The organism is Vogesella aquatica (assembly GCF_028548455.1).
GTDB classification, from domain to species: domain Bacteria; phylum Pseudomonadota; class Gammaproteobacteria; order Burkholderiales; family Chromobacteriaceae; genus Vogesella; species Vogesella aquatica.
Map to the genome: position 1 here is coordinate 24,401 of NZ_JAQQLF010000007.1, position 25,851 is coordinate 50,251.

Sequence of the window (25,851 nt, forward strand, 5' to 3'; positions counted from 1 at the left end):
GCCAGCGGCAAGCCCTTGCCACGAGTGGACTTGGCTACTTACCGGGCTACACATGATTTCCATTGTCATCCCCGCTTACAACTACGCGCACTATCTGCCCGACGCCATCGACAGTGTATTGCGTCAGGATATCGACGATTTCGAATTGATCGTCTGCGACGACTGCTCTACCGATAACACCGCCGAGGTCGTGGCCGCCTATGCCAGCCGTGACCCGCGTGTGCGGTATGTGCTGAATGCGCACAACCTGGGCGCCACGCCCAATATCAACCAGGGTATAGCGCTGGCGCAGGGCGAATTCGTCATGTTGCTGGGTGCGGATGACTTTATCGAACCGGGTGTGTTGGGCAAACTGCTAGCAACGTTGCAGGCTCACCCTGAGTGCGGCTACGTGTTTGGCCGCTATACGCTGCAGGATGAAAGCGGCCAGCGTCATCAGCTACAGCACCCGGGCTGGCTGATGCACGATTACGCCGGCAGTCGCGACGAGTTTCCGGCGCTGCTACGCTACGACTGCTATGTGAATATCGGCGCGACACTGTTTCGTCGCAGTATTCTGGATGGCGCGCCGTTCTTTGATACTTCGCTGTCGGCCTTCCCGGAAGAGAAATTCTTCCGGGCCACGGACTGGGACAAGTCGCTGTCACTGGCGTGTGCGGGCGTACCGAGTGCCTTCGTCAATACCAATATTTCTGTATTCCGCGTGCACGCCAGCCAGGCGTCGTCCGGTGACCGCTATGCCCGCTCCGGCCTGGCGTTCTTCGAGCATTCGGTACTGCTCAAACGCTATCTGACGGCAGCTAACCTGCCGAGATTACTGCCCGATCTGGAAGGTATCTTCCGTCTGTATCAAGGCAAGCTGGAGTACTTCAAACAGCTGGCGCTCCCCGAGTTCAGCAACCGACTGCCACTGGCGGCCCAGGTTGCCAACGAGGTCTTGTCGCAGTGCGAGCAACTGATGGCGGTACCGGCTGCGCCGCTAGAGCAAGCCGCCGTTATGCACACGGCCAACCTTGGCGCAGAGGTCGCGGCGCCGGTAGCTGTTGCCAAACCGCTGGTGCCCATGCTGCCCGGTTTGGCCGATGGCCCGTTTTTCTCCATCATTTTCACGGCGTACAACCGCCCTGCGTTGGCGGTGAATACGCTGCAGAGCATCGCAGCGCAGACCTTCCGTGATTTCGAGCTTATTTACGTCAACGATGGCGGCGAGCCGCAAGAAGCACTGCTTGGTATCGTGGCTGATGCGCTGCCGGCCTACACCTATGTGCGCAAGCCGAATGGCGGCGTCGGCTCCGCCCGTAATCTGGCGCTGCGCATCGCACGCGGCCAGTACATCGTTTACATCGATGATGATGACTTGATGTACCCGCAGCATCTGGCGCGCTTGTACGAGGAAATCGGCAAGCACCCGGGGGCGCTGGTGTTCGGTGATGCCCATTTCGTGATGGAGCGGCTGGAAGGCGGTATTCGCCGCGAGGTCAGCCAGCACCAGATTGCCTGCGAGCGATTCGACTTCAACATGCTGCAAGTCAGCAATTACATCCCGGTGAATTGCCTGGCGCATCCGCGAGCCATCGTGGCGGAAACCGGCGATTTCGACGAGCAGCTACCCTCGCTGGAGGATTGGGACTTCCTGATCCGCCTGTCGCGGCGCATCCCCTTCGTGCACTTTGCCGAAGCCACGGTGCAGGTGCGCCGGCGCGAAGACAAAGAAAATGCTGGCGACTCGCGCACCGTGCAGAGCTGGGGCGGCATGCGCGCGGTGTTTGCCGAGATTTACCGCCGTTATGATGACCTGGGCGAGCACGATATCCGCGAGGCGCGCAAGGTCGTGCTCGCGGCAGAACACCCAAGCAAGGCCAAGGTCAACTTCCAGCCAGCCATCGACCATATGCGCTGGCTGGCCAGCCATGCGCTGACCGAGGCCGATGCCGAAGTACTGGCGCGTCGCCTGATGGCCTGGCCGCAGCAGCCGCAAATTACGCTGGTAGTACTGGCCACACAGGCTCAGGGCCCGCAGCTGGCCAAGACGCTGGATTCGCTGCAGCTGCAGCTATACAAACAATGGCGCCTGATCGTGGTAGCAGACTTTGCTGCTCCCGACCCGCTGTTTGAGAACAGCGAGGTGCTGGGCTGGCTACAGGTAGATCATGTCGACCAGTTTGACGATGCGGCACGTCTGTTCAATGCCCTGCAAGGCGAAGTGGCAATGGACTGGTGCATGTTGCTGCCATGCGGAGCCGAGCTGGAACCGCATGCCCTGCTGCGCTTTGCCGATAGGGTTGTCGGTCAGGAAAACTGCCTGGCGGTGTACTGCGATCATGACTTTGTTGCCCTGCGCGGCTATGAACAGCCACAGTTCAAACCGGCTTTTGATCCGGACATGCTGTTGGCACACGATTATATCGGCCACAGCGTGATGTTCCGTGCCGATGCCGTACAGCACCTGGGCGGCCTGCAGCCATACGATGGTTTCGAGGTTTACCAGCTGCTGCTAAGCCTGGCAGGACATTTTGGCCACACGGCCATTTCCAACCTTCCCGAGCTGCTGCTGCACTTGCCACAACGCGAGGGCAAACTGGCCATGCGCAAGCTGGCGGTAGAGGACTGGCTGCAGGCGCAGAACCTGGCCGCCAGGGTGGAACTGGGTCTGGCCGAAGGCACGCTGCGCGTGATGTATCCGCTGGCACAGCAGCCGCTGGTGAGTATCGTGATCCCCAGCCGTAATGGTTTCGAGTTTATCCAGCCATGTATCGATAGCCTGTTTGAGCGTACCGCCTATCAGCACTTCGAAGTGGTGGTAGTGGATAACCAATCGGACGACCCGGATGTGCTGTGCTTTTACGACCAGGCTATCCGCCGATTTGGCGAGCGTTTCCGTGTGGTGTACTACGATGCGCCGTTCAATTTTTCTGCCCAGATCAACCTGGGTGCGGCCAGCGCACGTGGTGACTACCTGCTGCTGCTGAACAACGATATCGAAATCGTGCAGCCGGACTGGCTGGATCGCATGCTGCAGCACGCCCTTCGTGATGGTGTGGGGGCTGTGGGTGCCAAACTGTTGTTCCCGGAAACGGCCAAAGTCCAACACGCCGGGATTTTCCTGGGTGGCGGGCCGGACCGTATCGGTAGTGCAGCCCATCTGGGCTGGATGGCCGAGGCGGGAGATGCGGGCTATATGCTCCGCTTGCAGATTGATCAGCGCTTGTCGGCGGTAACGGCAGCTTGCTTGCTGACACCCATGACCGCGTTCCGCCAGCTAGGCGGTTTCGACGAGCAGGATTTTGCCGTGCTCTACAACGATGTCGATTATTGCCTGCGCCTGCGCGACGCCGGTTGGCATACGCTGTGGACACCGTACGCCACCCTGGTGCATCACCACAGCATCAGCATCCGTGCCGAGGGCGAACAGCTGCTGAAGGCGATGCGTCGTCACGAACAGAACCAGCAGGAGCAGGAGCGTTTGCTGCAACGCTGGCTGCCTGCGCTGGCGGATGACCCGGCTTACAACCCTAATCTGTCGCTTACCGGCAAGCCATGCGAAATCGAGCAGAAGGTGCTACGTTTCTGGCCGCCAACGTTTACCGAGCTGCCGCGTATCCTTGGCAATGGCATCGCCGGAGGTAGTGGTGAGTACCGCGTGGATCAGCCTTTGCGTGCCCTGAGCCGCGATGGCAAAGCACTGACAGCGTGCCTGCGCCAGCAGAAGGACATTCAGCGCCTGGTCACCGTGGTGGAGCTACAACGCCTGGGCGTGGACAGCTACGTGATGCAAAATGCAATGACCGATCCGCAGCTGGAGTTGCTGCAGGCTTATCGCAAGCATCTGCCGGATATTTTCATGGTGATGTCGCTGGACGACCTGATTACCCAGTTGCCGGAGAAAAGCGCGCTGTACAAGCACTTTATGTCCAACTTCCGCGATGGACGTCGGCGCCTGCGCCAGATGCTCGGCCTGGTGGACCGTTTGGTGGTTACCACCGAGCCGCTGCGCGAAATGGCTGCAGATATGATCGCCGACATCCGTGTGGTGCCGAACCGCCTGTCGCGCGAGTACTGGGGCAGTGTGCAATCGCAGCGCAACGTTGGCCGCAAGCCACGTGTGGGCTGGGTGGGCGCGCAACAGCATCAGGGTGACCTGGCTTTGCTGGAAGAGGTTATCAAGGCCACCGCGCACGAGGTGGACTGGGTATTCATGGGGATGTGGCCCCAAGGGCTGGACGAGTACATTGCAGAGAAACACGAGCCAGTGAGCTTTGACCAGTATCCGGCCAAAATGGCCTCGCTCAATCTGGACATCGCGGTAGCGCCGCTAGAAACCCTGCCGTTCAACGAGGCCAAGAGTAATCTGCGGCTGCTGGAGTACGGTGTAATGGGCTGGCCGGTGATCTGTTCTGATGTCTACCCGTACCGCACCGGCGAGCCACCGGTAACGCGTGTAACAGATAATCCCGCCGCGTGGATTACCCAGATTCGCCGGCTGGCTGCCAATCCGGCAGCGCGTGCGGCAGAGGGAGAGCGCCTGCGTGCCTGGGTAGATCACGATTACTGGCTGGAAGATCATATGGGCGAATGGTTGGCCGCGTTTACCCGTTAGGCAGACCAGTCAAAAAGGCAGCGCTAGCTGCCTTTTTTCGTTCTGGCACAAAAAAATTTAAAGTTCTGCAGGGGGGCGCCGAAATATGGTCATAAGCTAATGCACTGCCAGCAAGAATCAAACCGGACAGTGCATGGTCAGAAACCAAATAGAATCAATGAGGTGCCAAAATGCCAATCATCGTTAACAGCAACATCGCATCCCTGAATGCACAGCGCAACCTGAACATGTCCAACACTGCGTTGGCTGGATCGTTGCAGAAACTGTCCTCCGGCCTGCGCGTGAACAGCGCCAAGGATGATGCCGCCGGCCTGGCCGTGGCCGAAGGCCTGACCTCGCAGATTCGCGGTAACAACCAGGGTGTGCGTAACGCCTACGACGGTATTTCGGTAGCGCAGACTGCTGAAAGCGCGCTGGGCCAGGTAGGCAACAACCTGCAGCGTATCCGTGAAGTGGCTGTGCAGGCTGCTAACGGTGGCGTATCGGACGACAACCGCTCCCAGCTGCAAAAAGAAGTGGACCAGCTGACGCAAGAGATTTCCCGCATCGTGCAGACAACCAACTTCAACGGCACCAAGCTGCTGACTGGTGGTTCCGGCCTGACCTTCCAGGTAGGTGCGTCTGGCTCTGCCGATAACCAGGTTACTACCAGCGGTGTAGAAATGAGTGGCATTGCTGGTTACAGCGGCACACTGAGTGCAACCGGTACTGTTGATGTGTCCACCTCTGGTGCTGCGTCTGCAGCGATTGCATCGATGGATGCCTCGATCCGCACCGTGACGAACACACGAGCTACGTATGGCGCTGTACAAAACCGTTTTGAAGCCGTAATCGCCAATATGCAGGCGTTTACTGAAAACCTGTCGGCTTCCCGTAGCCGTATCATGGATACCGACTTTGCTGCAGAAACTGCACAGATGACGCGTAACCAGATTCTGCAGCAGGCTGGTACCTCCATCCTGGGGCAGGCTAACCAGGTACCGCAGGCAGCGCTGTCTCTGCTGCGTGGCTAAGGTAAGCTAACAACGATATACACCAACTGATTTGGTACCTCTGTCCCTGGCGAACTGCCGGGGATTTTTTTGTCTTTTTTTTGAGAAATTTTAAAAAAAGCCTCAAGAGCAATAAAGAACTGACGATAGAGCGTTAGAGCGATTGGTATCAAAACCCGGGAAGTTCGCTTCCGAGCCAAGTCGCCATAATAACGGAGTTTAAAATGCCTATCATCGTAAACAGCAACATTGCCTCGCTCAATGCGCAGCGCAACTTGAACCAGTCCAACTCGGCACTGGCTTCTTCTCTGCAAAAGCTGTCTTCCGGCTTGCGCGTAAACTCTGCCAAGGATGACGCGGCCGGTCTGGCTGTATCTGAAGGCCTCTCTTCGCAGATCCGAGGTAACAGCCAGGGTATCCGTAACGCCTACGACGGTATCTCGGTTGCCCAAACGGCTGAAAGTGCCTTGGGCCAAGTAGGTAACAACCTGCAGCGTATCCGCGAAATTTCGGTACAGGCGGCCAACGGTTCCATCTCTGATGACAACCGCTCGCAGCTGCAGAAAGAAGTGGATCAACTGACGCAAGAAGTATCGCGTATCGTACAGACCACCAACTTTAACGGTACCAAACTGTTGTCTGGCGGTTCGGGTCTGACCTTCCAGGTTGGCTCCTCGGGTTCTACCGATAACCAAGTGACCACCAGCGGTGTCGAACTGTCCGGTATTTCGGCATATAGCGGTTCGCTGACAGCTACCGGGACGGTTAACGTGTCGTCTTCCGGTGCTGCATCGGCGGCGATTGCCTCGATGGATGCTGCGATTCAGACGGTAACCAATACGCGTGCTACTTTTGGTGCGATCCAGAACCGATTCGAGGCCGTGATTGCCAACACCCAGGCTTACGTGGAAAACCTCAGTGCGTCGAAGAGCCGTATCATGGATACCGACTTCGCCTCGGAAACCGCCTCGTTGACCCGTAACCAGATCCTGCAACAGGCAGGTACCGCCATCTTGGGCCAGGCCAACACCGTGCCGCAGGCTGCGCTGTCCCTGCTCCGCTAAGGTGATAAAAGTGGTTTCCCTCCTATGGTCTGGATTATGCTGTAGGAGGGAGTCCTTTTTTATGAGGTGCTTATCATGCAAATCGGATCAGTAACCGGGGGCTTTCAACCGCTGGGCCTGACTGCCAAGCAACAGGTGGAGTTACCGCAACAACTCTCCAAAGATGGAGAAGCTGCGGCAACCGTCAAGCCCGAAACGCTCAAGGCAGTAAGTGGTGTCAAAGAGGCTGAAGCAAAAGAGCAGGCAAAAAGCAAAGCCGATCAGCAGGCATTCAGCCAGTCAGACTTGGCTGATGCCGTCAAAAAGCTGAATGACACGGTAAAGCTTTATAAGGGTGATCTGCAGTTCACGGTAGATGACGATACCCAGATGCAGATCGTCAAGGTAGTAGACAAAAGCAGCAAGGAAGTGATCAGGCAGATTCCTTCGCCTGAAGTTATCCGTATTGCGAAGGCCATCGAGGATTTTCGCAGTATCCTGCTGCACGACGAGGCGTAGCCTCGGGAGTAGATCATGGCCGCAATCACCACTGCTGGTAGCAACTTTGATGTACAGGGCCTGGTGTCCCAGCTGATGTCGGTAGAACAGGCACCGCTGACCTCCAGCAAGAACCGGATCAATACCTACAACAATCAGGTTTCCTCACTAGGCAAGCTGAAATCCGCCCTGTCGGATTTCCAGACATCCTTGCGCGGCCTGATTTCCGGTTCGTCACTGAATGCCAACAAGACCGACAGTAGTGATGCCAGCGCGGTCAAGGCAAATGCGGGTTCGACAGCGGCTTCCGGCACTTATGTGGTGAATGTTTCGTCGCTGGCGGCAGCGCAGACGCTGGCGCTGACCGGCTATGACGGCAGTAGCGGCAAGATTACCTCCAATACCCAAAGCCTGGGAAATGCCACGGGTGGCGATCTTAGTATCGCTTTCGGCTCCGGCACTACGCTCAACGTCACGATTGGCGCCAATGCATCGCTGCAGTCTATCAGCGATGCCATCAATGCCAAAGGTGGCGATGTCTCTGCCTCGGTAGTCAACAGTGGTACCGACGGTTACAAACTGGCGCTGAGCAGTAAAAAAGCGGGTAATGATGGAGCATTCTCGGTGACGGGGGGGGCTGCACTTGGCGTGGGTTTTCTGGATTTTGACCGCAGCAGTAGCGATGCGGCCAACCTGGCCAAGCGTACCGCGGCGCCCAGTGATGCGCAGTTCACCGTGAACGGGGTAGCTATTACGGCTTCTTCCAACAAGATTACCGAGGCACTCACCGGCCTGGAACTGAACCTGTACAAAACCGGTTCGGCGACGGTGACGGTAACGCGTGATGATGACGCTGTTATCAAGAATGTGCAGTCGTTTGTTGATGGCTTCAATAAGATCAAAAGCCAGATTGATGGCATGTACAAGCAAAGCAGCAGCCAGGTTACCGACGCTAACGGCAAGGTAGTCGGTACGGCGGTACGGCTAGATAGTGGTGCCCGCATGATCATGCAAGATCTGACCGCCGAAATGACGGTAGGCCTGGCTGGTGTCTCACTGGAGTCTGGTCTGGGTTATCTGTCGCAGGCGGGTATTTCACTGCAGAAAGACGGTAATCTCAAACTGGATAGCGAAGCCTTCAAGAAGGCGCTGAATAAAGACTCAACGGCAGTGTACAAACTGTTCAGTAATAGCAATGCCGACGGCTATGCGGACCGTCTGAACGGCAAACTCAACAAAATGCTGGGGCCGGACGGCATGGTGCAGGTGCGTACCGATAGCCTGAATCTGCAGGTAACCTACGAAAAGCAGAAGCAGGACCAGATTCAGGCGCGTCTTGACATGATGCAAAAGCGTTATCTGACGCAATTCTCGTCACTGGATGCTGCGCTGGCCAAAATGAAGAACCAAAGTAGCTATATGGCATCAATGCTTGGTTGATTTTAATAAGATACGGCAGGGTGATAATAAATGAATCGACTGGCATTGCAGCAATTGAACAAGGCGTATCAATCCGATGCACTTGAGGCATCCGTGTATGGGGCTAGCCCTGTCGGTTTGATCGTGATGTTGTACGAAGGTGCCATATCGGCCCTGCGCAAGGCGCAGGGTGAGATAGCGCGTAACAACTACATTGCCAAGGGTAAGCTCATTGGTAAGGGCCTGGACATTATCAATGGCCTGGATACGGTGCTTAACCTCGAAAAAGGCGGTGAGGTGACTGCCAACCTGCGGGAGTTATACCTCTACATGAAGCACCGTCTTGGTGTGGCAAATCTGAAAAATGACGCTGAAATACTGGATGAAGTGATTTCCTTGCTCGAAGATCTGCTAGGTGCCTGGAAACAGCTGGACAAGATGCAGGGGGCTGGTCAGCGGGTAGGGCATGTCTGAGATGGCAGGCCAGGATGCTGCGATTCTGTCGCACTATTCAGCACTTACTGCCCAGATGCTGGCCGTGGCCCAGCATGAAGACTGGGAAGCTTGGCTGTTGCTGGGCGAGCAGCGTGACCAGTGTTTTGACCTGCTGCGTGAATGCTTGCAACTAGGTGCGCTGGATGAGCAAACACGTGCCATATTGGTAGAAACCCTGCAGCAAAACCAACAGATGGAAAAGCTGGTTGCCATCCGTCATCACGAGCTTTCTGAGCTGCTGCAGAGTTTACGCCAGCAGCAGAAGATATCTACTACATACCGCTAGGCTTCTGCCGCTGTTTTGGCTGCTCAGACTCCGGAGCCTGTGATGAATACTACCGATTGGTTGTTATTTTTGATTGTGGTGCTGCAGTCCGGCATCGTGTTCTGGCTCTGGCGGCGCATTGACATGATGGAGTCCGAGCGCAGGGTCGAGGCAAGCACTTTTGACCACTTGCAACGGCAAATCAGCGCCTTGCAGCGCACAGTGCAGGAGTTGCCTTCGGCGCCACGCGCCGACACTATCGTCGCGACTCCCCCCATCAGGCCGCAGCCTCGCCAGCAGCCACTGGCCACCACCGAGGGCGCCAGCCCCTATAACCAGGCTATAGAGCTGTTCAAGCGTGGTTTCTCCACTGCCGATGTGGCCGAGCGCTGTGGCATCTCGCGCAGCGAGGCCGAGTTGATCCTTTCCTTGTACCGCAATAGTCCTACTGCATGATCTCTCCGCTTTCCCAGGGTTTGCCCGGCCTGCAGGCTGGTACGTCCGAGCTGGCCGGCAACCCGCTTACTACGGCGCAGGCTGTCAAGCTCAGTCGCGAGCAGGGCCGCCTGCTGCTGGAAGCCAGCAGTACCCCGGCCCGCATGCCGGTGCTGCAAGGTGGCGAGACCATTCTGGCCAAGATCAGCGAGCGCCTGCCGGATGGCCGCATCTCTGCGCAGATAAAAGGTGAACCCTTTCTGCTGAATGTACCGCAGGGGGCCACGCTGCAGGGCGAAGACCTGCGTTTGCGGGTGGCGACTACCCAGCCGCTGGCTTTCTTGCTGCTGGATACGGACGATCTCAAACCCGAGCCATCGCCTGCAGATACGCCAACCACCAAGCAGTCGCAGGCCTTGGCACAGGCCCTGCAATTGGCTGCAGGCAGCGAGGGAGTGGAGCTGGAAACCCTTACCCAGCCACAAGGCAAGCTACCTGCTTTCCAGCCTGGCGAATGGGTGATGGCCAGGGTGGCAGAGCGTCTACCTGATGGCAGTGCTGCCGTTCTGGTAAAAAATGCAGCGTTTACCCTGAAGGCGCCAGGAGATGGCCAGGCGCTGCGCGCCGACCCCTTGATGCTACGCGTGCGCGCTACCGAGCCGGTTCTCAGCTTTACTCAAGTCAATCTGCCTCAAGCCGCTGCCAGCGACAAGTCCGCCCCCGTATCGTTTAGCACCGCTTCGCGGTATTTGAGTAGCCTGCTGGCATCCAGCAATGGCGCTCAAGGTTCGACGGCAACTGCGGCCACGCTGGCGAGTGCTTTGCCGACAGCGGGCCAGCTGGAAGGCAAACCGCTGTCTGATGTCATTGCTAACCGTCTGGCTGCAGGGTTGGCCGCCATGCCCGCTACGTTACGGACTGAGGCTAGCCAGGCGGCCTTGTTGCCCAACCCGTCGCAGCCGGCGCCGGAGCAGGAAACCCACCTCAAGGCCACCGTTGAAAAGAGCGGAGTATTCTATGAAGCTCACCAGAAGGCCTGGGTTGATGGCCGACTGTCGCTGGACGAGCTGAAGCAAGAGCCGCAGGCACGGCTGGCTACTACTTTGACGACGGCCGAAGCCAGTGCTGGCAAGCATACCGTGACACCTGAAGCGGGCCACCTGGTACAGCGTCAGCTTGATACCCTGGAGCAGCACCAATTCATGTACACCGGCCAAGCCTGGCCTGGCCAGCTGGTACAATGGCAGATTCAGCCGGAGCAAGGTGGCGAGCGCGAGGGTAACGGCCAACAAGAAATGCGCGCGTGGCATACCAGCCTGGCCATGAGTTTGCCGGCGCTGGGCGGCTTGGCAGCACGCTTGCGTCTGGTAGGTAACCAGGTGCAGCTCACCTTTGATACCGATAACCCAGAGGCCGCAGCCCTGATCGAACAATACCGTCAGCAGCTTGCCGGCTCGATGGAAGCCGCCGGTCTGGCACTGGCTAGCCTGCAGGTAAGACATGAAGCCAGCACGGGCTGATGGCCGCCGCTCCGCGGTGGCGCTCAAGTACAAGGATGGCGCCAGCGCACCGACTGTCGTGGCTAAAGGCTACGGCCAGACGGCCGAGCGCATCATCGAACACGCCAAAGATGCCGGCGTATTCGTGCACGACTCGCCTGAGCTGGTCAATCTGCTGATGCAGGTTGACCTGGATAGCCATATCCCGCCCGAGCTTTACCGCGCCGTGGCCGAGGTATTGGCCTTTGTCTATTTCCTGGAACAGCACGCCAAAGGCGAAAAGCTCGACTTTGCACAATGGCTGGCCATGCGCCGGCCCCCCCCTGTTGCCGTCGCGGCAGATAACGGAGCCAAACAATGAAAGTGGGATACATCGGTCTGGGCATCATGGGACGCCCTTGCGTCAGCAACCTGTTACGCGCCGGTTTCGAGGTAACAGTATGGGCACGCCGCCCGGAAAGCGCTGCCAGCCTTATCGACGCAGGCGCGCACTGGGCAGCGAGTGTGGCCGAGTTGGCCGCCAGTGTGGATGTGCTCATTACCAATGTGTCCGATACCGCCGACGTCGCCGCGCTACTACTGGGGGACGATAGTGTGGCCAGTACCGCCCGCCCGGGGCTGGTGTGCATCGACATGAGCACTATCTCGCCCATTGGTGCCCGCGACATTGCGGCCAACCTTGCCGCCCGCGGCATCAGCTTTCTGGATTGCCCGGTGTCCGGTGGTGAAGTTGGTGCTATCAACGGCACCCTCACCATCATGGTCGGCGGCGATGCCGCTGCGCTGGACAAGGTACATCCGGTGCTGGCCGCCATGGGCAAGACAATCACCCATATCGGGGCTAGCGGTGCCGGCCAGGTCGCCAAGGCCTGCAACCAGATTGCCGTTGGTGTCGGTATTGCTGCGGTAGCAGAGGTGATGAAGCTGGCGCAAGCCTGTGGTGTGGACCCGGCGCCGGTACGCCAGGCGCTGCTGGGCGGCTTTGCCGGCAGCAAGGTGCTGGACGTGCACGGCCAGCGCATGATCGACGACAATTACGCCCCCGGCTTCAAGGCCAGGCTGCATCAGAAAGATATGGGCATCGTGCTGGATACGGCGCGCGAGCTGGGCATACGCCTGCCCGAGGCCGAGCGCGTGGCCGGGCTGATCAGCCAGCTGGTAGCCAGTGGCGAAGGCGAGCTGGACTCGTCCGCCATTGCCCGGCTGATCTGGGCGGATAACGCCTGACAGCAACAAGGCCGCCCGTAACGGGCGGCCTTGTTGCTTGCCGTGTAACGCGGAATGCTTATTCCGTTGGATCTGTATGTTGAGTAATACGGCAAGATGCCTATTTTTAAAGGGTTTCATTACTCGCTTTTTTTGGAAATGTACACCCATGTGTACACCCCGCCGGGTGGTGCTCTTCAGGCCGGTGTTGTTCTTCCAGCTGGATTATTGACTGTCTAGCCAGCTTACTACTCTGCGCAGTTTCTCCTCATCGGCTTGATCTGCTTCTTGGCGTAGTCGTTTGCGCAGCTCTTCCGTGGAGGGAGCCGCTGTGAAGTCGAAAAAATCTTTCAGCTCAACATTCAGCACGGTAGCGATTCTCTCCAGCGTCTCAATTGCTGGGTAATGTACCCCGCGTTCAAGTCGGCTCAACGACTTGGCATCCAGCTTGGCAGCCGCCGCTAAGGTCTCTTGCGATAAGCCCTGACGCTTCCGTAGTTGCTGGACTATCAAGCCTATCTGCTTTTTGGTATCCAAGGTAAACGTCCTATGGGTGATCCTTGGATTTAATCAGCCTGGAAGGTAGACTGACCACGGCGTGTGACGTTACTATTTATAGGATTGGTGACGTATAAGGCTGATTTTGAAGTGTGTGTTCGATCAGCCATCTCTGCGAGGGAGTCATATGCTGGCAGCGGTGTTGAATGGAAAGCGGCGAGGCACGGGGTTTGCCGGTAAGCAGTTGACGCTTGGCGCCCACGATGGCGCCGAGGACGTTCTGACTGGAACGGTGTTTGAACGGCTGGCTTACCTGCCAGATTCGCTGCTGGCAGGGTTCCTTGAGGCGCTCCTCAGCCTGGATGAGCCGGTGGGTGTCATCGATGACCTGCAGTTCTGGCCATCATGGTCACTGTCGGGGCAGCGCGTTGAACCTGATGTAGTGCTGTATGGCAGAGAGCGTACCCTGCTGGTAGAGGCCAAGCGTTACGACGACGGCCTCCAGCAGTATGCCCAGCAGTTGGCGCGTGAACTGGTTGCCGGGATGCAGGACGGTGAGATACAGCGCCCGGTACTGTTGACCGTTGGCGGGCTGCAAGACTACGGCGAGGCCACGTCCCAGGCACTGTGTGAGCAGATTGACGCCGAGCTAGGCGATTTCTCGGTCGAGTACGAGCTGGTTTGCCGTAGCTGGCACCAAGTGTACCTCGCACTGCAGGCAGTTATTGCTGACGCCGATGCCGATTGGCAGCCTGGGTTGCATCGTCTGCTAAGCGATATCGCGGCCACCTATGAATGGCACGGCCTACGTACGCAGGCCCACCGTTGGTTGGCGCAGCTGGCACCGGTGGGCATCGACTCCGAGAGCTACCCCATCAGTGGCCTGCACACCGTGCCGGAAAGCCAGGCTACTGCACCACGCATCTCCCTGACCCCACTGTCTACCTTAACTGCGCCAGGTATTGCTAGCGGCGCTTTCCCGATCCAGAGCTGGAGTTTCTGACCATGACCACTATCGATAACGCACTGCTGGATGTTCGCAAGGCCTACCGCCTGCTGGCTGACTATCAGCAGCGGGTACTGGAGCTGCTTGGCTTTATCCGTGAAGAGCTGGGCGCCACTCACTACCATCAGCACTACCGGAACAAGATGCCACGCAGCCTGGATCGTCTGGAGCGTAGCGACGATGGTGGCCAGCGTCTGCTGCCGTTCAATGACGTTTCTTTCCTCTGGCTTCGTGATCACGGCCAAGAAGATCCGGCGCATTTCCACCGCAAAGGCGATTTGCTGATTGATGTCTGGGTGCGCAGCGATACCGGCAATGGCGCCGACGAGGAAAACGAGCAGGCGGCTGAAGATAGTAGCAGTGAGCTCCGGATCTACTTCTTCCAGTGCGTGGAGCCCAAAGAGGAAAGCCACAATTGGTACTACCAGGTGTGGTCGAACACGGATTACCCGCCGCTTGGCGAGGTCGCCGTATGTGACGATAACCCCGGCTACCGCGCCTACGGTGAGGCACTGAGCTTGGCCGACCTAGTGGATGAGGCCTCCGTGCGTGCCGCCATCGCTGCGCTGAGGCAGCGTGCTTCTGAGAAGCTGGACCAAGCGATTTAATCTCGTTACCCATACCGCCCGGCAGGCCTCCCGTCGGGCGTTTGTCATTCTGGAGCGGTGATGGCGGTCAAAGTCATTCTGGTGTTGGAGCAACCATGGTGGGGCATCGAGAACAACCCGTCGCAGGCATCGGTCATTCCGTTCTTTGAGGGGCTGGCACGGCTAACCGATTGCCGGCTCTACAGTGCCAGCTTCTTTGGCCTGGATGGCTTCCGGCAAGGGCTGGCGCATCTGGCTGAGGCTGCCGAGCATCACCGCAATGGTCGTTTCTATCTGTATATCGCTGCGCATGGTTCCGGTCGCAAGCTGGGTAACGACAAGTATGGCTCGGGTATCCGGCTGGATACCGCCATGGTGGAGATCAAGCTGATGGCGGACCAGATCAAACGTGCTATCAGCGGCCTCCACGGCCTGGAAGGCTGCATTCTCGGCAGCTGCGAGCTGGGCCAACATGAGCCTGACTTTCATGCGCTGCTGATGGGCACCAGCCTGCGCTGGGCCGTTGGCTACCGGCATGCCGTGGACTGGCTGCCCAGTACGCAAATCGACCTGGCGTTGATGGCGGCGATGGTCAGGGGTGACCGCGCCTATCAGGACTCTGACGAAGGGCTGGTGGCGCGTTTTGCCGAGGCATTGAAGCTGTTTGACCCGCTGGCCGAAATCGCAACTGACTACGGCGACAACATGGCGAGGCGGGCGCTGGAAGAAACGATCTCGGTGACAGTACAATCGGCAGGACGGGGCAAACGCCCGTGGACGTTGGCCGCAGAGGACCTGTGGCCGTTGGATGAGGTGGAGGATGAACCCGAAGACTGATGTGATGGTGGTCCTGGCAGAGCTGCAAGCACTTGAGCCCTATACGGAGATAGTGCTACCCGACTCATTGCCGGATGACCTGCGGCCAACCTGCACGGCCATGCCCATCGTGCTAGCCGAGCGTTTTCTTGTGTTGGTACCCACTGGGCAGGAGCAAGAGATGGTCGAACGCTATATGCAGTCCTTGCGGGAGCAGCAGATGGAGCCTCCGATGCTGGAGCGGTTTCAGCGTACGGCGCTGGGGCAGGCTGCGATTTGTGTGGCACAGGGCCAGAGGCTCTGGTTGCCTACTAGGTTGGCAAACTGGCTGGGAGCCTGCTCAGAGGTACGCCTTGGCCCACATGGCGAATTGCGGTTGCTCGCCAAGGCGCATTTCATCCGGCCAGAAGCTTTGATGTAGTCGTTTATCCGAAGGGGGCCTGTCCGAATTTTTGTGTAAACGGGGTTTCAGTTACGCCTGTGGAATGCGCTCCTCGAACTGAATGGTAAAGCGAGTCAGCGCTGCCTTCCAATCCCGAATCGGCATGGTCCACTTCTGGCTGATGTTCCTCAGCGCCAGGTAGAACAATTTCAGCAATGCCTCATCACTCGGGAACGAGCTCCGATTCTTGGTCAGCTTGCGCAGGCTCATATTCACCGACTCGATGGCGTTGGTGGTGTAGATCACCTTCCTGATCTCCGGCGGGTAGTCGAAGAATGGCGTCAGCCGAGCCCAGTTGCGCCGCCAGGACTGGGCAATCGGCAGATACTCCCCATCCCATTTTGCCTCGAACTCTCCTAGCCGCTGCTCTGCTTCGTCCAGGGTCGCAGATTGGTAGATCCGCTTCAGGTCGGCCGCCACCTCCGGGCGCCCCTTCCACGACACGTAGCTCAGGCTGTGCCGCACCATGTGCACTATGCACAGCTGCACGGCGGCTTGCGGGAAGACTGCCTCGATCGCTTCCGGGCAACCCTTCAGGCCATCGACGCAGGCGATAAAGATGTCCTGTACGCCCCGGTTCCGCAGCTCGGTCACCACTTGAAGCCAGAACTTGGCGCCCTCCGTCTGGGCCAGCCACATCCCCAGCACCTCCTTCTCTCCAGCCAGGGTGACGCCGATGGCGAGATAAACGGCCTTCACGCGGACGGCTCCCTCGCGCACCTTCACGTGGATGCAGTCGAGGTAGATGATCGGGTAGACCGCATCGAGTGACCGAGCTTGCCAAGCTTTGACCTCTTCGCTGACGGCATCGGTGATGGAGGAGATCAGGCTGGGCGAGACCTCGGCGCCGTACATTTCTTCCAGATGGGCCTGAATTTCGCGGACCGTCATGCCCCGGGCGTAAAGCGAGATGACTTTGTCGTCGAAACCGGCCTAGCGGGTTTGGTGCTTGGGATCAGTTGTGGCTCGAAGGTGCCGTGGCGGTCGCGTGGTACTGCGATGGGTAACTCACCGAACTCGCCCTTGAGGGTCTTGCGGCTCTTACCGTTACGGGCGTTCCCGGCGGCATTGATCACCGGCTCATGCTTGCTATGGCCGAGGTGCGCGGCCATCTCGGCATCCAGTGCTTTCTCGACCAGCAACTTGGTCAGCTGCTTGAGTAGGCCGTTCTCTCCGATGAGGTCTTCGGGCTTCTTGTAATCGGCCAGCAAGCTGGCCAGTAGTGCTTCAGGTACGTTGTGGTTCTTTGCGCTCATTGTGCCTCCAGACAAGATGGCAGTGTCCTGCCAAATGTCCGTTTACACAAAATTCAGTACACGCCCACGTCGGTACCTTGCGAGCATCAAGGGATATCTGGTACAGCGTCGGCGATTCACTTCTGCCGATCACTGCACCAGTACTAATATGCCTCCATCAATTGTGATAATGTCAGTGGTTTCGAGTAGAGATAGCCTTGGAACAGGTGACAGCCCATCCTCTTCAACACATTGGCTTGCCCTTCCTTCTCCACTCCCTCCGCCAACACGCTCATGCCAAGGTTTTTCGCTAGGTTGATAATGGTCATCACTATTGCGAGGTTTTTCGGATCGTTGTCGATGTTCATCACGAATGAGCGGTCGATCTTCAGTTTGTCGAATGGCAGGTCCTTGAGATAAGACAGGCAGGAATAGCCAGTACCAAAGTCATCAATGCTCAGTTTGACTCCCAGCGCCTTGATCCGCTCTAGCAAGACCACTACCTCATCGCCAACCAGCAGCAGCGAGCGTTCTGTTAGCTCCAGCTCCAGCCGTTCTGCGGCAAAGCCACTCTCCGCCAGGAACCGTTGCAAACTGCGATGGAAGGTCTCTGCAACCATTTGTGATGGTGAAATATTGATTGCCAGATAGGCATCCTCACCAAGCTTTGCAACGTTGGCCGCAAGAAAATCAAACAGATGATCTTGGATGATGTGAATTCGACCGGTCTCTTCTGCAAGGGGTATGAAGACATCGGGCGGCACCTGCTGCCCGTTATGGCACCAGCGCGCCAAAACCTCATAGCCAACCGTGCGGGCCGTATCTGTGTCTATGATCGGCTGGAAGCAATAGTACAGTTCGCCATTGCGGATAGACTCCTCCAGCCTGGTCGACAGCAGAGTGCGGGCCTCGATAGTCGAGAACAGGTCTTCACGGAAATACTCGATGCGACCGCGCCCTTTCTGCTTGGAGATATTCAATGCCACATCAGCACACTTGATCAAGTCTTCTACATTACTGGCATCACCCGGGCTACGTGCGACACCAACCGACATGCCAGGCCAGAATGCGTGGTTACCAATCTGCAGTGGTACATTACCGATCTTCATCAATTGGTAGGTCAGCCGCGTAAGATCTTTACCAACCGAGATCACAACAAATTCGTCACCAGCCAGCCGATATACCCGGGCACCATGTTCCTCCGCGACCCGTTTCAGCAGTGCACCGATTTCAGTCAACGCTTTATCGCCAAAGTAATGGCCGTAGCTGTCGTTGATGTCTTTGAAACGATCCAGATCAACTAATGCCAACTCCAGAAAGCTGGCTTCCTGAAATAGTGCTGGGCTTTCGTCAAAGAGGGCATTGCGGTTTGGTAATCCGGTAAGCGGGTCAAAGAATGCCATCTTGTACATCTTTTTTTCATAGGCTCTCTTGGCCGACACATCACGCACGATTACCGTCGAAATAATATCGCCATCGGTCTTGAACTTCGATAGCGATGCCTCTATCGGGAATTCACTACCATCCTTGCGTAGGGCCCACAGCTCCATGCTGCGCCCCATGGCACGATGGGCACCGTTTTCCACCAAAAAATTATTGACATGCGTCTTATGGCTTCTGTGGTAACGACCAGGAATCAAGATATTAAGGTGTTGACCGGTAGCTTCTTCCGCACGCCAGCCGAATACCCGTTCGGCCTCCTTATTGAATAGTACGATCAGCTGATTTTTATCAACCGAGACAATCGCATCCATCGCAGACTCAATCACGTTACGATAGCGGTAGTGGTTACGCTCGACATCATGATGAAGCCGCTTTATCTCTGTGACATCCTGCGCAGTACCAAGCACCGTCAGGTTCGGAATTTTGTGCGAGAAGCTTCCCTTAACTCGCCAGGTTTTCTTTTCCTTGCCCCGACTGCAGGGCAGCTCAATATCAAAACTGCCTTTTCCATGCTGTACCTGCTGTATTGCCTCCTGCCATGCTTTCCGCTCGCGCTCTCCAAATAAAGACAGGATATCGGGTGCGTCTGAGTGTGGCAGTCCGAAAATACTGGCCGCATTATCTGTCCACACAATCTCCTCAAGTCCAGAGTCAAACCACCAGCCAACGGTGTCTGCATTCTTCAAAAACAATGCCAACAATGCATCGGACACCCCCTGCATTACATGTTCCTTTCAAAATTCTGCAACAGCTTCTTCAAATCCAACGAGGCGTTATTCAGGTCTGTTGCTACGCTGAGACTGCTCTTGATGCTGTTATTGTTTTGCTCTGCAGCACCAATTAGTGCTTCCATCCTTTGCGCCACTTCCGATGCGGCACTGGATTGCTGGCGTAATGTTTCGGATATCGATACGGTCACATTTTCGACACCGATGCTGGCCTCGTTCACGGCCTGAAGGCTCTGCGCCATTGTTTCAGTACTGTGCTCGACACTGGCTACCGAGTGTTCCATCACCATACTGCCGGCCACAATCTGATTGATTTTTTCGCTCAGGGCCTCGATTGACGAGTTAATGTCCACCGTATTTCTGGCAGTTTGCTCCGACAGTTTCTTGACTTCATCGGCGACGACCGCAAACCCTCTCCCGTGTTCTCCTGCCCGAGCGGCCTCGATGGCAGCATTTAGCGCCAGCAGATTGGTTTGTTCGGCAATGCGCTGAATCACATTGGTAATGCTGCTGATTTTTTCTGAAATCGTAACCAGCTCCCGCACCGATAAACTGGTCTTGTCGACCTCTGCTACTACCTTCTCAATAGCCAGTTTGGCCTTCAGCATCGTGTCATCCCCCTCGCGAACCAGATCACGTGCATGCTTGGCGTGCTCTGCTCCCTCCTGAGTGGTGTAAGTGATTTCCTGAATCGATACCGTTAACTGCTCCAATGCGGCCGAAATCATTGTGGTGTTCTCGAACGCGAGACTATTGTTCCGGTACAGGCTGTTGGCATCACTTTCAATCTGCTGTGAGGTAGTGGCGACATCCTGGCCAGCGGCCACCACATCTGAGATGACCGCTCGCAGGTTGACACAGGTGGTTTCCAGGGAGGACAGCAGGTACTGGAATTCGCGACTACAGGTAAAGTCTGCCTCGTGCTTGAAATTACCCTCACCCAGCATCGCCAAACCTTGTTGTAGGCTTCGGCTGCCTGTCCTGATTTTCTGTACCGAGATAAACAAGACACCACACACCAACAAGGTGAAAAACAGGTTAAAGAATGCCGCATTGCTTCCTTGCAACAGGGCAGCACTACCTATCTGGGTGACAATGAGAATGGAGCCAGCTAGTACAATCCAATTTTCAATGGAGAAGGCCTTGATCGGTTCTGTGACCGGGAATGACTTGCTACGCTGCGAGACCTGCCGATACAGCTGCTCAGCCTCCTGCTTTTCCGTTGTTGAAGGTGGGACCCTTACCGACATGTAGCCAACATGATGTCCTTGCTCGTATACGGCGGAGACATAAGCCTTAACCCAATAAAAGCCACCATTCTTACAGCGGTTCTTGACCAAGCCCTGCCAAGGTTGGCCGCGAGCGATGGTAGACCACATATCAGCGAAGGCATCTGCAGGCATGCTTGGATGACGCACAATATTATGGCTATGGCCGATCAGCTCTTCTTCGGTGAAGCCGCTCACTCTGACGAACTCGGGGTTCGCATACAGAATTACCCCTTTCAGGTTTGTCTTGGTTACGATCGGCCGCAGAGGATCCAGAAAAACCTCTTCATCGGTAATAGGCAAGTTATTACGCATATGCGCTCCTATTTTTTTGGCATGACAAAGATCCATGCCTTTCGCTAATGTAAAAGCAATAATTATTTGTATAAAATACAAAACCACTCAATTCAGTATAGGTCAAAATATAATATAAACATTACCAAGCGCTTAAGGTTGTAAGGTGATGTCGCTAATTTGCAACATTTTACATCAAATAACAACAAAAAAAATAATCAAATACTATCGAAATATTTTAAATGAATATTTTGGCATGGCTTTGGCATGCAAATCTGTAATGACCCACCCCTTTCTGCACAGGTCAGGCTGCTAATTGATACGCCATCGCCGGCGTCTTCATCCCCAAAGCTTGGTGCGGGCGCCGGTGGTTGTAGAACCCGATCCAATCTGCAATTACCCGGCTGGCGTGCGCCAAGCTTTCAAAGCGGTGCCGATGCACACACTGCTCTTTCAAGATGCGGATCACCCGCTCCACCATGCCGTTCTGCTCCGGTGTGTACGGAGTGATGAACTCCTGCTGTAAACCGTAGCTTTTCACCAGTGCGGTGTAGCTGCGGCTGGTAAACACCAAGCCGTTGTCACTGCGCAGCAGGAAGCGTTGCGGCACCCGGCCCAGGTAGCCAAAGCGGTTGATCAGCGCGTGTTCCAGCGCCGATTCGGCCGTTTTGGACTTGCCACTGCGTGACAGATGCCAGCCCAGCAATTCGCGGGTGCAGCAGTCGATCACCAAGGCCAAATGGCACCAGCCATCCTTGCCGGCCCAGATGCGGCACAGGTCGGTGGCCCAGCGTTGGTTCGGCTCGGCCGCCACCGATGGCAGGGCTTGCACACGCGGGCGGAAGCCGACCGGCCGCTTCTTCACCTGCTAGCCTTTGAGCTGGAAGATGCGCTGCACGGTGTTTTTGTTCATGCCCAGCAGGCCTGCCACGGTGCGGTAGCCGAATGAAGGGTTCTCTTCAATCATGGTCTTTATGGGCTCGACCAGCTGCGGCTGCAGCTTGGGTGCAGCCTTTTGCGGGAGGTAGTACAGCGTGCGACGTGGCACGCCGAACCAGCGGCACAGCTTGCTGATGGGCACCGGGATGCCGTCGTCTGCTAGTCCTGTCATTTTCAGAAGACGACTGCACCAATTGAATGGGCATAACGGCTGTTGTGCAGCCCACTCATGACAGACCGATATCAGCAGTCGGCTGCACCAATCTCGTCTATGCTTAATACTCGTGTGCACCAAAGCGAGGTGAGCATGGCGACCGATACCGTACCGATTGCCGAGCACGGCGTAGCCACCCTGCCAGAACAGGCATGGGAGCGTGCGCGTCGTCGTGCGGAGATCATTGGGCCGCTGGCGCAGTCGGAGACGGTCGGGCATGAAGCGGCCGACGCGGCAGCCCAGGCACTGGGTTTGTCCCGGCGGCAGGTCTACGTCCTGATCCGCCGTGCCCGGCAAGGTTCGGGACTGGTCACTGACTTGGCTCTTGGGCAGTCGAGCGGTGGCAAAGGTAAAGGCCGCTTGCCGGAGTCGGTCGAACGAATCATCCGCGAGTTGCTCCAAAAGCGCTTCCTGACCAAGCAGAAGCGCAGCCTGGCGGCCTTCCACCGCGAAGTTGCGCGGACGTGCAAGCTGCAGAAGCTGCGGGTGCCGGCGCGCAACACGGTGGCGTTGCGGATCGCCAGCCTTGATCCACTCAAGACCACTCGCCTTCGGGAAGGCCAAGATGCGTCCCGCACCCTGCAAGGTGCCGGTGGTGTTCCGCCGCCAGTTTCCGCACCGCTGGAGCAGGTGCAGATCGACCACACAGTCATCGACCTGATCGTGGTGGACGAGCGCGACCGGCAACCGATTGGCCGTCCGTACCTGACCCTCGCCATCGACGTGTTCACCCGCTGCGTGCTCGGCATTGTCGTCACGCTGGAAGCACCGTCTGCCGTTTCGGTTGGTCTGTGCCTCGCGCATGTCGCCTGCGACAAGCGCCCTTGGTTGGAAAGGTTGGACGTGGAAATGGTCTGGCCGATGAGCGGCAAGCCCGCGCTGCTCTACCTGGACAACGCGGCCGAATTCAAGAGCGAGGCGCTGCGCCGTGGCTGCGAGCAGCATGGCATCCGGTTGGACTATCGGCCTCTCGGGCAGCCGCACTATGGCGGCATCGTGGAACGGATCATCGGCACGGCGATGCAGATGATCCACGACGATCTACCGGGAACAACCTTCTCCAACCCGGACCAGCGCGGCGACTACGATTCCGAAAATAAGGCCGCCCTGACGCTGCGCGAGCTGGAGCGCTGGCTCACATTGGCGGTCGGCACCTACCACGGCTCGGTGCACAACGGTCTGCTTCAGCCACCGGCGGCGCGCTGGGCCGAGGCCGTGGCGCGCGTCGGCGTGCCGACCGTCGTCACCCGCGCCACTGCCTTTCTGGTCGATTTCCTGCCCGTCCTCCGCCGCACCCTGACCCGCACTGGCTTCGTCATCGACCACATCCACTACTACGCCGATGCGCTCAAGCCGTGGATAGCTCGGCGCGACCGCCTGCCTGCGTTCCTGATCCGGCGCGACCCACGCGACATTAGCCGCATTTGGGTGCTGGAGCCGGAGGGGCAGCACTATCTGGAAATTCCATACCGTACCTTGTCGCACCCGGCTGTCACCCTCTGGGAGCAACGGCAGGCACTGGCGAAATTGCGGCAACAAGGGCGCGAACAGGTGGATGAGTCGGCGCTGTTCCGCATGATCGGGCAGATGCGCGAAATCGTGACCACTGCGCAGAAAGCCACGCGCAAGGCGCGGCGCGACGCGGATCGACGCCAGCATCTCAAGTCAACGGAACAACCTATCAAAGCCACGCCACCAGCGGACACGGACATGGCAGACGCGCAGGCGGACAACCAGCCACCTGCCAAACCGTTCGACCAGATTGAGGAGTGGTAGCCGTGGACGAATATCCCATCATCGACCTGTCCCACCTGCTGCCGGCGGCCCAGGGCCTGGCCCGTCTCCCGGCGGACGAGCGCATCCATCGCCTGCGCGCCGACCGCTGGATCGGCTATCCGCGAGCAGTCGAGGCGTTGAACCGGCTGGAAGCCCTGTATACGTGGCCAAACAAACAACGCATGCCCAACCTGCTGTTGGTCGGTCCAACCAACAACGGCAAGTCGATGATCGTCGAGAAGTTCCGCCGCGCCCACCCGGCCAGCTCCGACGCCGACCAGGAGCACATCCCGGTATTGGTCGTGCAGATGCCGTCCGAGCCGTCGGTGATCCGCTTCTACGTCGCGCTGCTTGCGGCGATGGGTGCACCATTGCGACCGCGCCCACGGCTGCCGGAAATAGAGCAACTGGCGCTGGTACTGCTGCGCAAGGTCGGCGTGCGCATGCTGGTGATCGACGAACTGCACAACGTCCTGGCCGGCAACAGCGTCAACCGCCGGGAATTCCTCAATCTCCTGCGCTTCCTCGGCAATGAACTGCGCATCCCACTGGTCGGGGTCGGCACGCGCGACGCCTACCTGGCCATCCGCTCCGATGACCAGTTGGAAAATCGCTTCGAGCCGATGATGCTGCCGGTATGGGAGGCCAATCACGATTGCTGCTCACTGCTGGCCAGTTTCGCCGCTTCGCTTCCACTGCGGCGACCCTCGTCGATTGCCACGCTGGACATGGCCCGCTACCTGCTCACACGCAGCGAGGGCACCATAGGCGAACTGGCGCACTTGCTGATGGCGGCGGCCATCGTCGCCGTGGAGAGCGGAGAGGAAGCGATCAACCACCGCACGCTCAGCATGGCCGACTACACCGGCCCCAGCGAGCGGCGGCGGCAATTCGAGCGGGAACTGATGTGAAGCCAGCGCCACGCTGGCCACTGCATCCGGCCCCCAGAGAAGGCGAAGCCTTGTCTTCGTAGCTCAACCGCGTGGCCCTTTGCTATCACATGGAGGTGTCCGAGCTGCTGGAGCACGATCTTGGTCACGCTCAGGTTGATGACCTGGATACCGCGCCACCACTGGCGCTGTTGGCGATGCTCTCCCAGCGGAGCGGCATCGAGCCGGACCGGCTGCGTTGCATGAGTTTCGCCGGCTGGGTGCCTTGGCTACTGGACAGCCTTGATGATCAGATTCCAGACGCATTGGAAACCTATGCGTTCCAGCTCTCGGTGCTGCTGCCGAAACTCCGCCGTAGGACGCGATCCATCACGAGCTGGCGTGCCTGGCTGCCCAGCCAGCCGATACATCGCGCCTGTCCGCTCTGTCTGAACGACCCGGCAAACCACGCCGTACTGCTTGCATGGAAGCTGCCCCTGATGCTGAGCTGCCCGCTGCATGGCTGCTGGCTGGAATCCTATTCGGGCGTGCCTGGGCGGTTTCTCGGCTGGGAGAACGCCGACACTGCGTCGCGCACCGCCAGCGACGCGATTGCAGTGATGGACCGGCGTACCTGGCAGGCACTGACGACCGGCCATGTGGAACTGCCGCGCCGACGCATCCACGCTGGTTTGTGGTTTCGACTGCTACGCACGCTGCTCGATGAGCTGAACACCCCGCTTTCGGCGTGCGGAACCTACGCGGGGTATCTTCGCCAAGTCTGGCAAGGCTGCGGGCATCCGCTGCGTGCTGGGCAAAGTCTGTGGCGACCGTATGAAACCCTGAACCCGGCAATACGGTTGCAGATGCTGGAGGCAGCGGCAACGGCAATCAGCTTGATCGAGGTGAGGGATATCAGCCCGCCAGGCGAGCATGCAAAGCTGTTCTGGTCCGAGCCCCAAACCGGGTTCACCAGTGGTCTGCCGGCGAAAGCGCCGAAGCCCGAACCCGTCAATCACTGGCAACGGGCGGTCCAAGCTATCAGTGAGGCGATCATTGAAGCGCGGCACGACCCCGAGACGGCACGCTCGCTGTTCGCGTTGGCTTCCTATGGTCGGCGCGATCCCGCTTCCCTGGAACAGTTGCGCACCACCTTTGCAAAGGAAGGCATCCCCCCGGAATTTTTGTCACATTACGAGCCTAATGGGCCCTTTGCATGTCTTAGACAGAGTGACGGGTTAAGTGACAACTTTTGACGGTTAGAACTTTCCGGCGCATACTGTCACA

The 25,851-nt window shown here is 57.8% G+C and carries 23 protein-coding genes and 1 pseudogene; 18 read left to right on the forward strand and 6 right to left on the reverse strand.

What is annotated here, in order from left to right:
• Positions 1-52 precede the first annotated feature (52 nt).
• The 11 genes from PQU95_RS06380 to PQU95_RS06430 all read left to right on the forward strand — a co-directional run bounded on the left by PQU95_RS06380 (position 53) and on the right by PQU95_RS06430 (position 12,470).
• Entirely contained in the window at positions 53-4,597 is a 4,545-nt protein-coding gene (locus PQU95_RS06380; RefSeq protein ID WP_272751225.1) for a glycosyltransferase, read from the forward strand.
• A gap of 170 nt (positions 4,598-4,767) precedes the next feature.
• Positions 4,768-5,610, forward strand: coding sequence for a flagellin N-terminal helical domain-containing protein (locus tag PQU95_RS06385; RefSeq protein WP_272751226.1), 843 nt, complete (start codon positions 4,768-4,770; stop codon positions 5,608-5,610).
• A 203-nt stretch (positions 5,611-5,813) separates the two neighbouring features.
• The gene (locus PQU95_RS06390; protein ID WP_272751227.1) at positions 5,814-6,653 is read left to right on the forward strand and encodes a flagellin N-terminal helical domain-containing protein; all 840 of its coding nucleotides are present in this window, start codon (positions 5,814-5,816) and stop codon (positions 6,651-6,653) included.
• 75 nt (positions 6,654-6,728) lie between these two features.
• On the forward strand, positions 6,729-7,151 hold the full coding sequence (locus PQU95_RS06395; protein ID WP_272751228.1) for a flagellar protein FlaG: 423 nt from the start codon (positions 6,729-6,731) through the stop codon (positions 7,149-7,151).
• Positions 7,152-7,166: 15 nt separating this feature from the next.
• Entirely contained in the window at positions 7,167-8,570 is a 1,404-nt protein-coding gene (gene fliD / locus PQU95_RS06400; RefSeq protein ID WP_272751229.1) for a flagellar filament capping protein FliD, read from the forward strand.
• 30 nt (positions 8,571-8,600) lie between these two features.
• On the forward strand, positions 8,601-9,023 hold the full coding sequence (gene fliS / locus PQU95_RS06405) for a flagellar export chaperone FliS (RefSeq protein ID WP_272751230.1): 423 nt from the start codon (positions 8,601-8,603) through the stop codon (positions 9,021-9,023).
• A complete protein-coding gene (locus PQU95_RS06410; protein ID WP_272751231.1) occupies positions 9,016-9,330 on the forward strand; it encodes a flagellar protein FliT in 315 nt (104 codons plus the stop codon). The genes fliS and PQU95_RS06410 overlap by 8 nt, the downstream gene beginning before the upstream one ends.
• A gap of 42 nt (positions 9,331-9,372) precedes the next feature.
• Positions 9,373-9,765, forward strand: a complete 393-nt coding sequence (locus tag PQU95_RS06415; protein ID WP_272751232.1) for a DUF2802 domain-containing protein — start codon at positions 9,373-9,375, stop codon at positions 9,763-9,765.
• A complete protein-coding gene (gene fliK / locus PQU95_RS06420) occupies positions 9,762-11,264 on the forward strand; it encodes a flagellar hook-length control protein FliK (RefSeq protein WP_272751233.1) in 1,503 nt (500 codons plus the stop codon). Before PQU95_RS06415 ends, fliK begins: the two co-directional genes overlap by 4 nt.
• Complete coding sequence (locus PQU95_RS06425; RefSeq protein WP_272751234.1) at positions 11,245-11,604, forward strand: EscU/YscU/HrcU family type III secretion system export apparatus switch protein; 360 nt, start codon at positions 11,245-11,247, stop codon at positions 11,602-11,604. Before fliK ends, PQU95_RS06425 begins: the two co-directional genes overlap by 20 nt.
• Positions 11,601-12,470 (forward strand): NAD(P)-dependent oxidoreductase, encoded by an 870-nt coding sequence (locus PQU95_RS06430; RefSeq protein ID WP_272751235.1) that lies wholly within the window; start codon positions 11,601-11,603, stop codon positions 12,468-12,470. Before PQU95_RS06425 ends, PQU95_RS06430 begins: the two co-directional genes overlap by 4 nt.
• 204 nt (positions 12,471-12,674) lie before the next feature.
• On the opposite strand, the gene PQU95_RS06435 is transcribed toward PQU95_RS06430, so the two are convergent.
• Positions 12,675-12,986 (reverse strand): helix-turn-helix domain-containing protein, encoded by a 312-nt coding sequence (locus tag PQU95_RS06435; protein WP_272751236.1) that lies wholly within the window; start codon positions 12,984-12,986, stop codon positions 12,675-12,677.
• A gap of 205 nt (positions 12,987-13,191) precedes the next feature.
• On the opposite strand from PQU95_RS06435, the gene PQU95_RS06440 reads away from it, so the two are divergent.
• From PQU95_RS06440 to PQU95_RS06455, 4 genes are read left to right on the forward strand one after another with little or no spacing between them, the layout of a single operon-like run.
• Positions 13,192-13,950: a hypothetical protein gene (locus tag PQU95_RS06440; RefSeq protein WP_272751237.1), complete on the forward strand. Its 759-nt coding sequence runs from the start codon at positions 13,192-13,194 to the stop codon at positions 13,948-13,950.
• A gap of 2 nt (positions 13,951-13,952) precedes the next feature.
• Positions 13,953-14,561: a PM0109 family protein gene (locus tag PQU95_RS06445; RefSeq protein WP_272751238.1), complete on the forward strand. Its 609-nt coding sequence runs from the start codon at positions 13,953-13,955 to the stop codon at positions 14,559-14,561.
• A 60-nt stretch (positions 14,562-14,621) separates the two neighbouring features.
• A complete protein-coding gene (locus PQU95_RS06450) occupies positions 14,622-15,377 on the forward strand; it encodes a hypothetical protein (RefSeq protein WP_272751239.1) in 756 nt (251 codons plus the stop codon).
• The gene (locus PQU95_RS06455) at positions 15,361-15,777 is read left to right on the forward strand and encodes a hypothetical protein (protein WP_272751240.1); all 417 of its coding nucleotides are present in this window, start codon (positions 15,361-15,363) and stop codon (positions 15,775-15,777) included. The genes PQU95_RS06450 and PQU95_RS06455 overlap by 17 nt, the downstream gene beginning before the upstream one ends.
• Before the next feature lie 51 nt (positions 15,778-15,828).
• On the opposite strand, the pseudogene PQU95_RS06460 reads toward PQU95_RS06455, so the two are convergent.
• The 5 genes and pseudogenes from PQU95_RS06460 to PQU95_RS06480 all read right to left on the reverse strand — a co-directional run bounded on the left by PQU95_RS06460 (position 15,829) and on the right by PQU95_RS06480 (position 21,877).
• Positions 15,829-17,054 (reverse strand): annotated as a pseudogene (locus PQU95_RS06460) (IS256 family transposase).
• Between the two features lie 143 nt (positions 17,055-17,197).
• Complete coding sequence (locus PQU95_RS06465; RefSeq protein ID WP_272751241.1) at positions 17,198-19,198, reverse strand: putative bifunctional diguanylate cyclase/phosphodiesterase; 2,001 nt, start codon at positions 19,196-19,198, stop codon at positions 17,198-17,200.
• Entirely contained in the window at positions 19,198-20,787 is a 1,590-nt protein-coding gene (locus PQU95_RS06470) for a methyl-accepting chemotaxis protein (RefSeq protein WP_272751242.1), read from the reverse strand. Before PQU95_RS06470 ends, PQU95_RS06465 begins: the two co-directional genes overlap by 1 nt.
• 283 nt (positions 20,788-21,070) lie before the next feature.
• Complete coding sequence (locus PQU95_RS06475; protein WP_272751243.1) at positions 21,071-21,580, reverse strand: IS3 family transposase; 510 nt, start codon at positions 21,578-21,580, stop codon at positions 21,071-21,073.
• Positions 21,581-21,634: 54 nt separating this feature from the next.
• Positions 21,635-21,877, reverse strand: a complete 243-nt coding sequence (locus PQU95_RS06480) for a hypothetical protein (RefSeq protein WP_272751244.1) — start codon at positions 21,875-21,877, stop codon at positions 21,635-21,637.
• 135 nt (positions 21,878-22,012) lie between these two features.
• Here PQU95_RS06480 and PQU95_RS06485 point away from each other — a divergent pair, with 135 nt between their 5' ends.
• From PQU95_RS06485 to PQU95_RS06495, 3 genes are all read left to right on the forward strand, one after another.
• Entirely contained in the window at positions 22,013-23,695 is a 1,683-nt protein-coding gene (locus PQU95_RS06485) for a TnsB C-terminal domain-containing protein (RefSeq protein ID WP_272751245.1), read from the forward strand.
• A gap of 2 nt (positions 23,696-23,697) precedes the next feature.
• Complete coding sequence (locus PQU95_RS06490) at positions 23,698-24,606, forward strand: TniB family NTP-binding protein (protein ID WP_272751246.1); 909 nt, start codon at positions 23,698-23,700, stop codon at positions 24,604-24,606.
• Between the two features lie 71 nt (positions 24,607-24,677).
• Positions 24,678-25,820, forward strand: coding sequence for a TniQ family protein (locus PQU95_RS06495; RefSeq protein ID WP_373321379.1), 1,143 nt, complete (start codon positions 24,678-24,680; stop codon positions 25,818-25,820).
• Positions 25,821-25,851 lie beyond the last annotated feature (31 nt).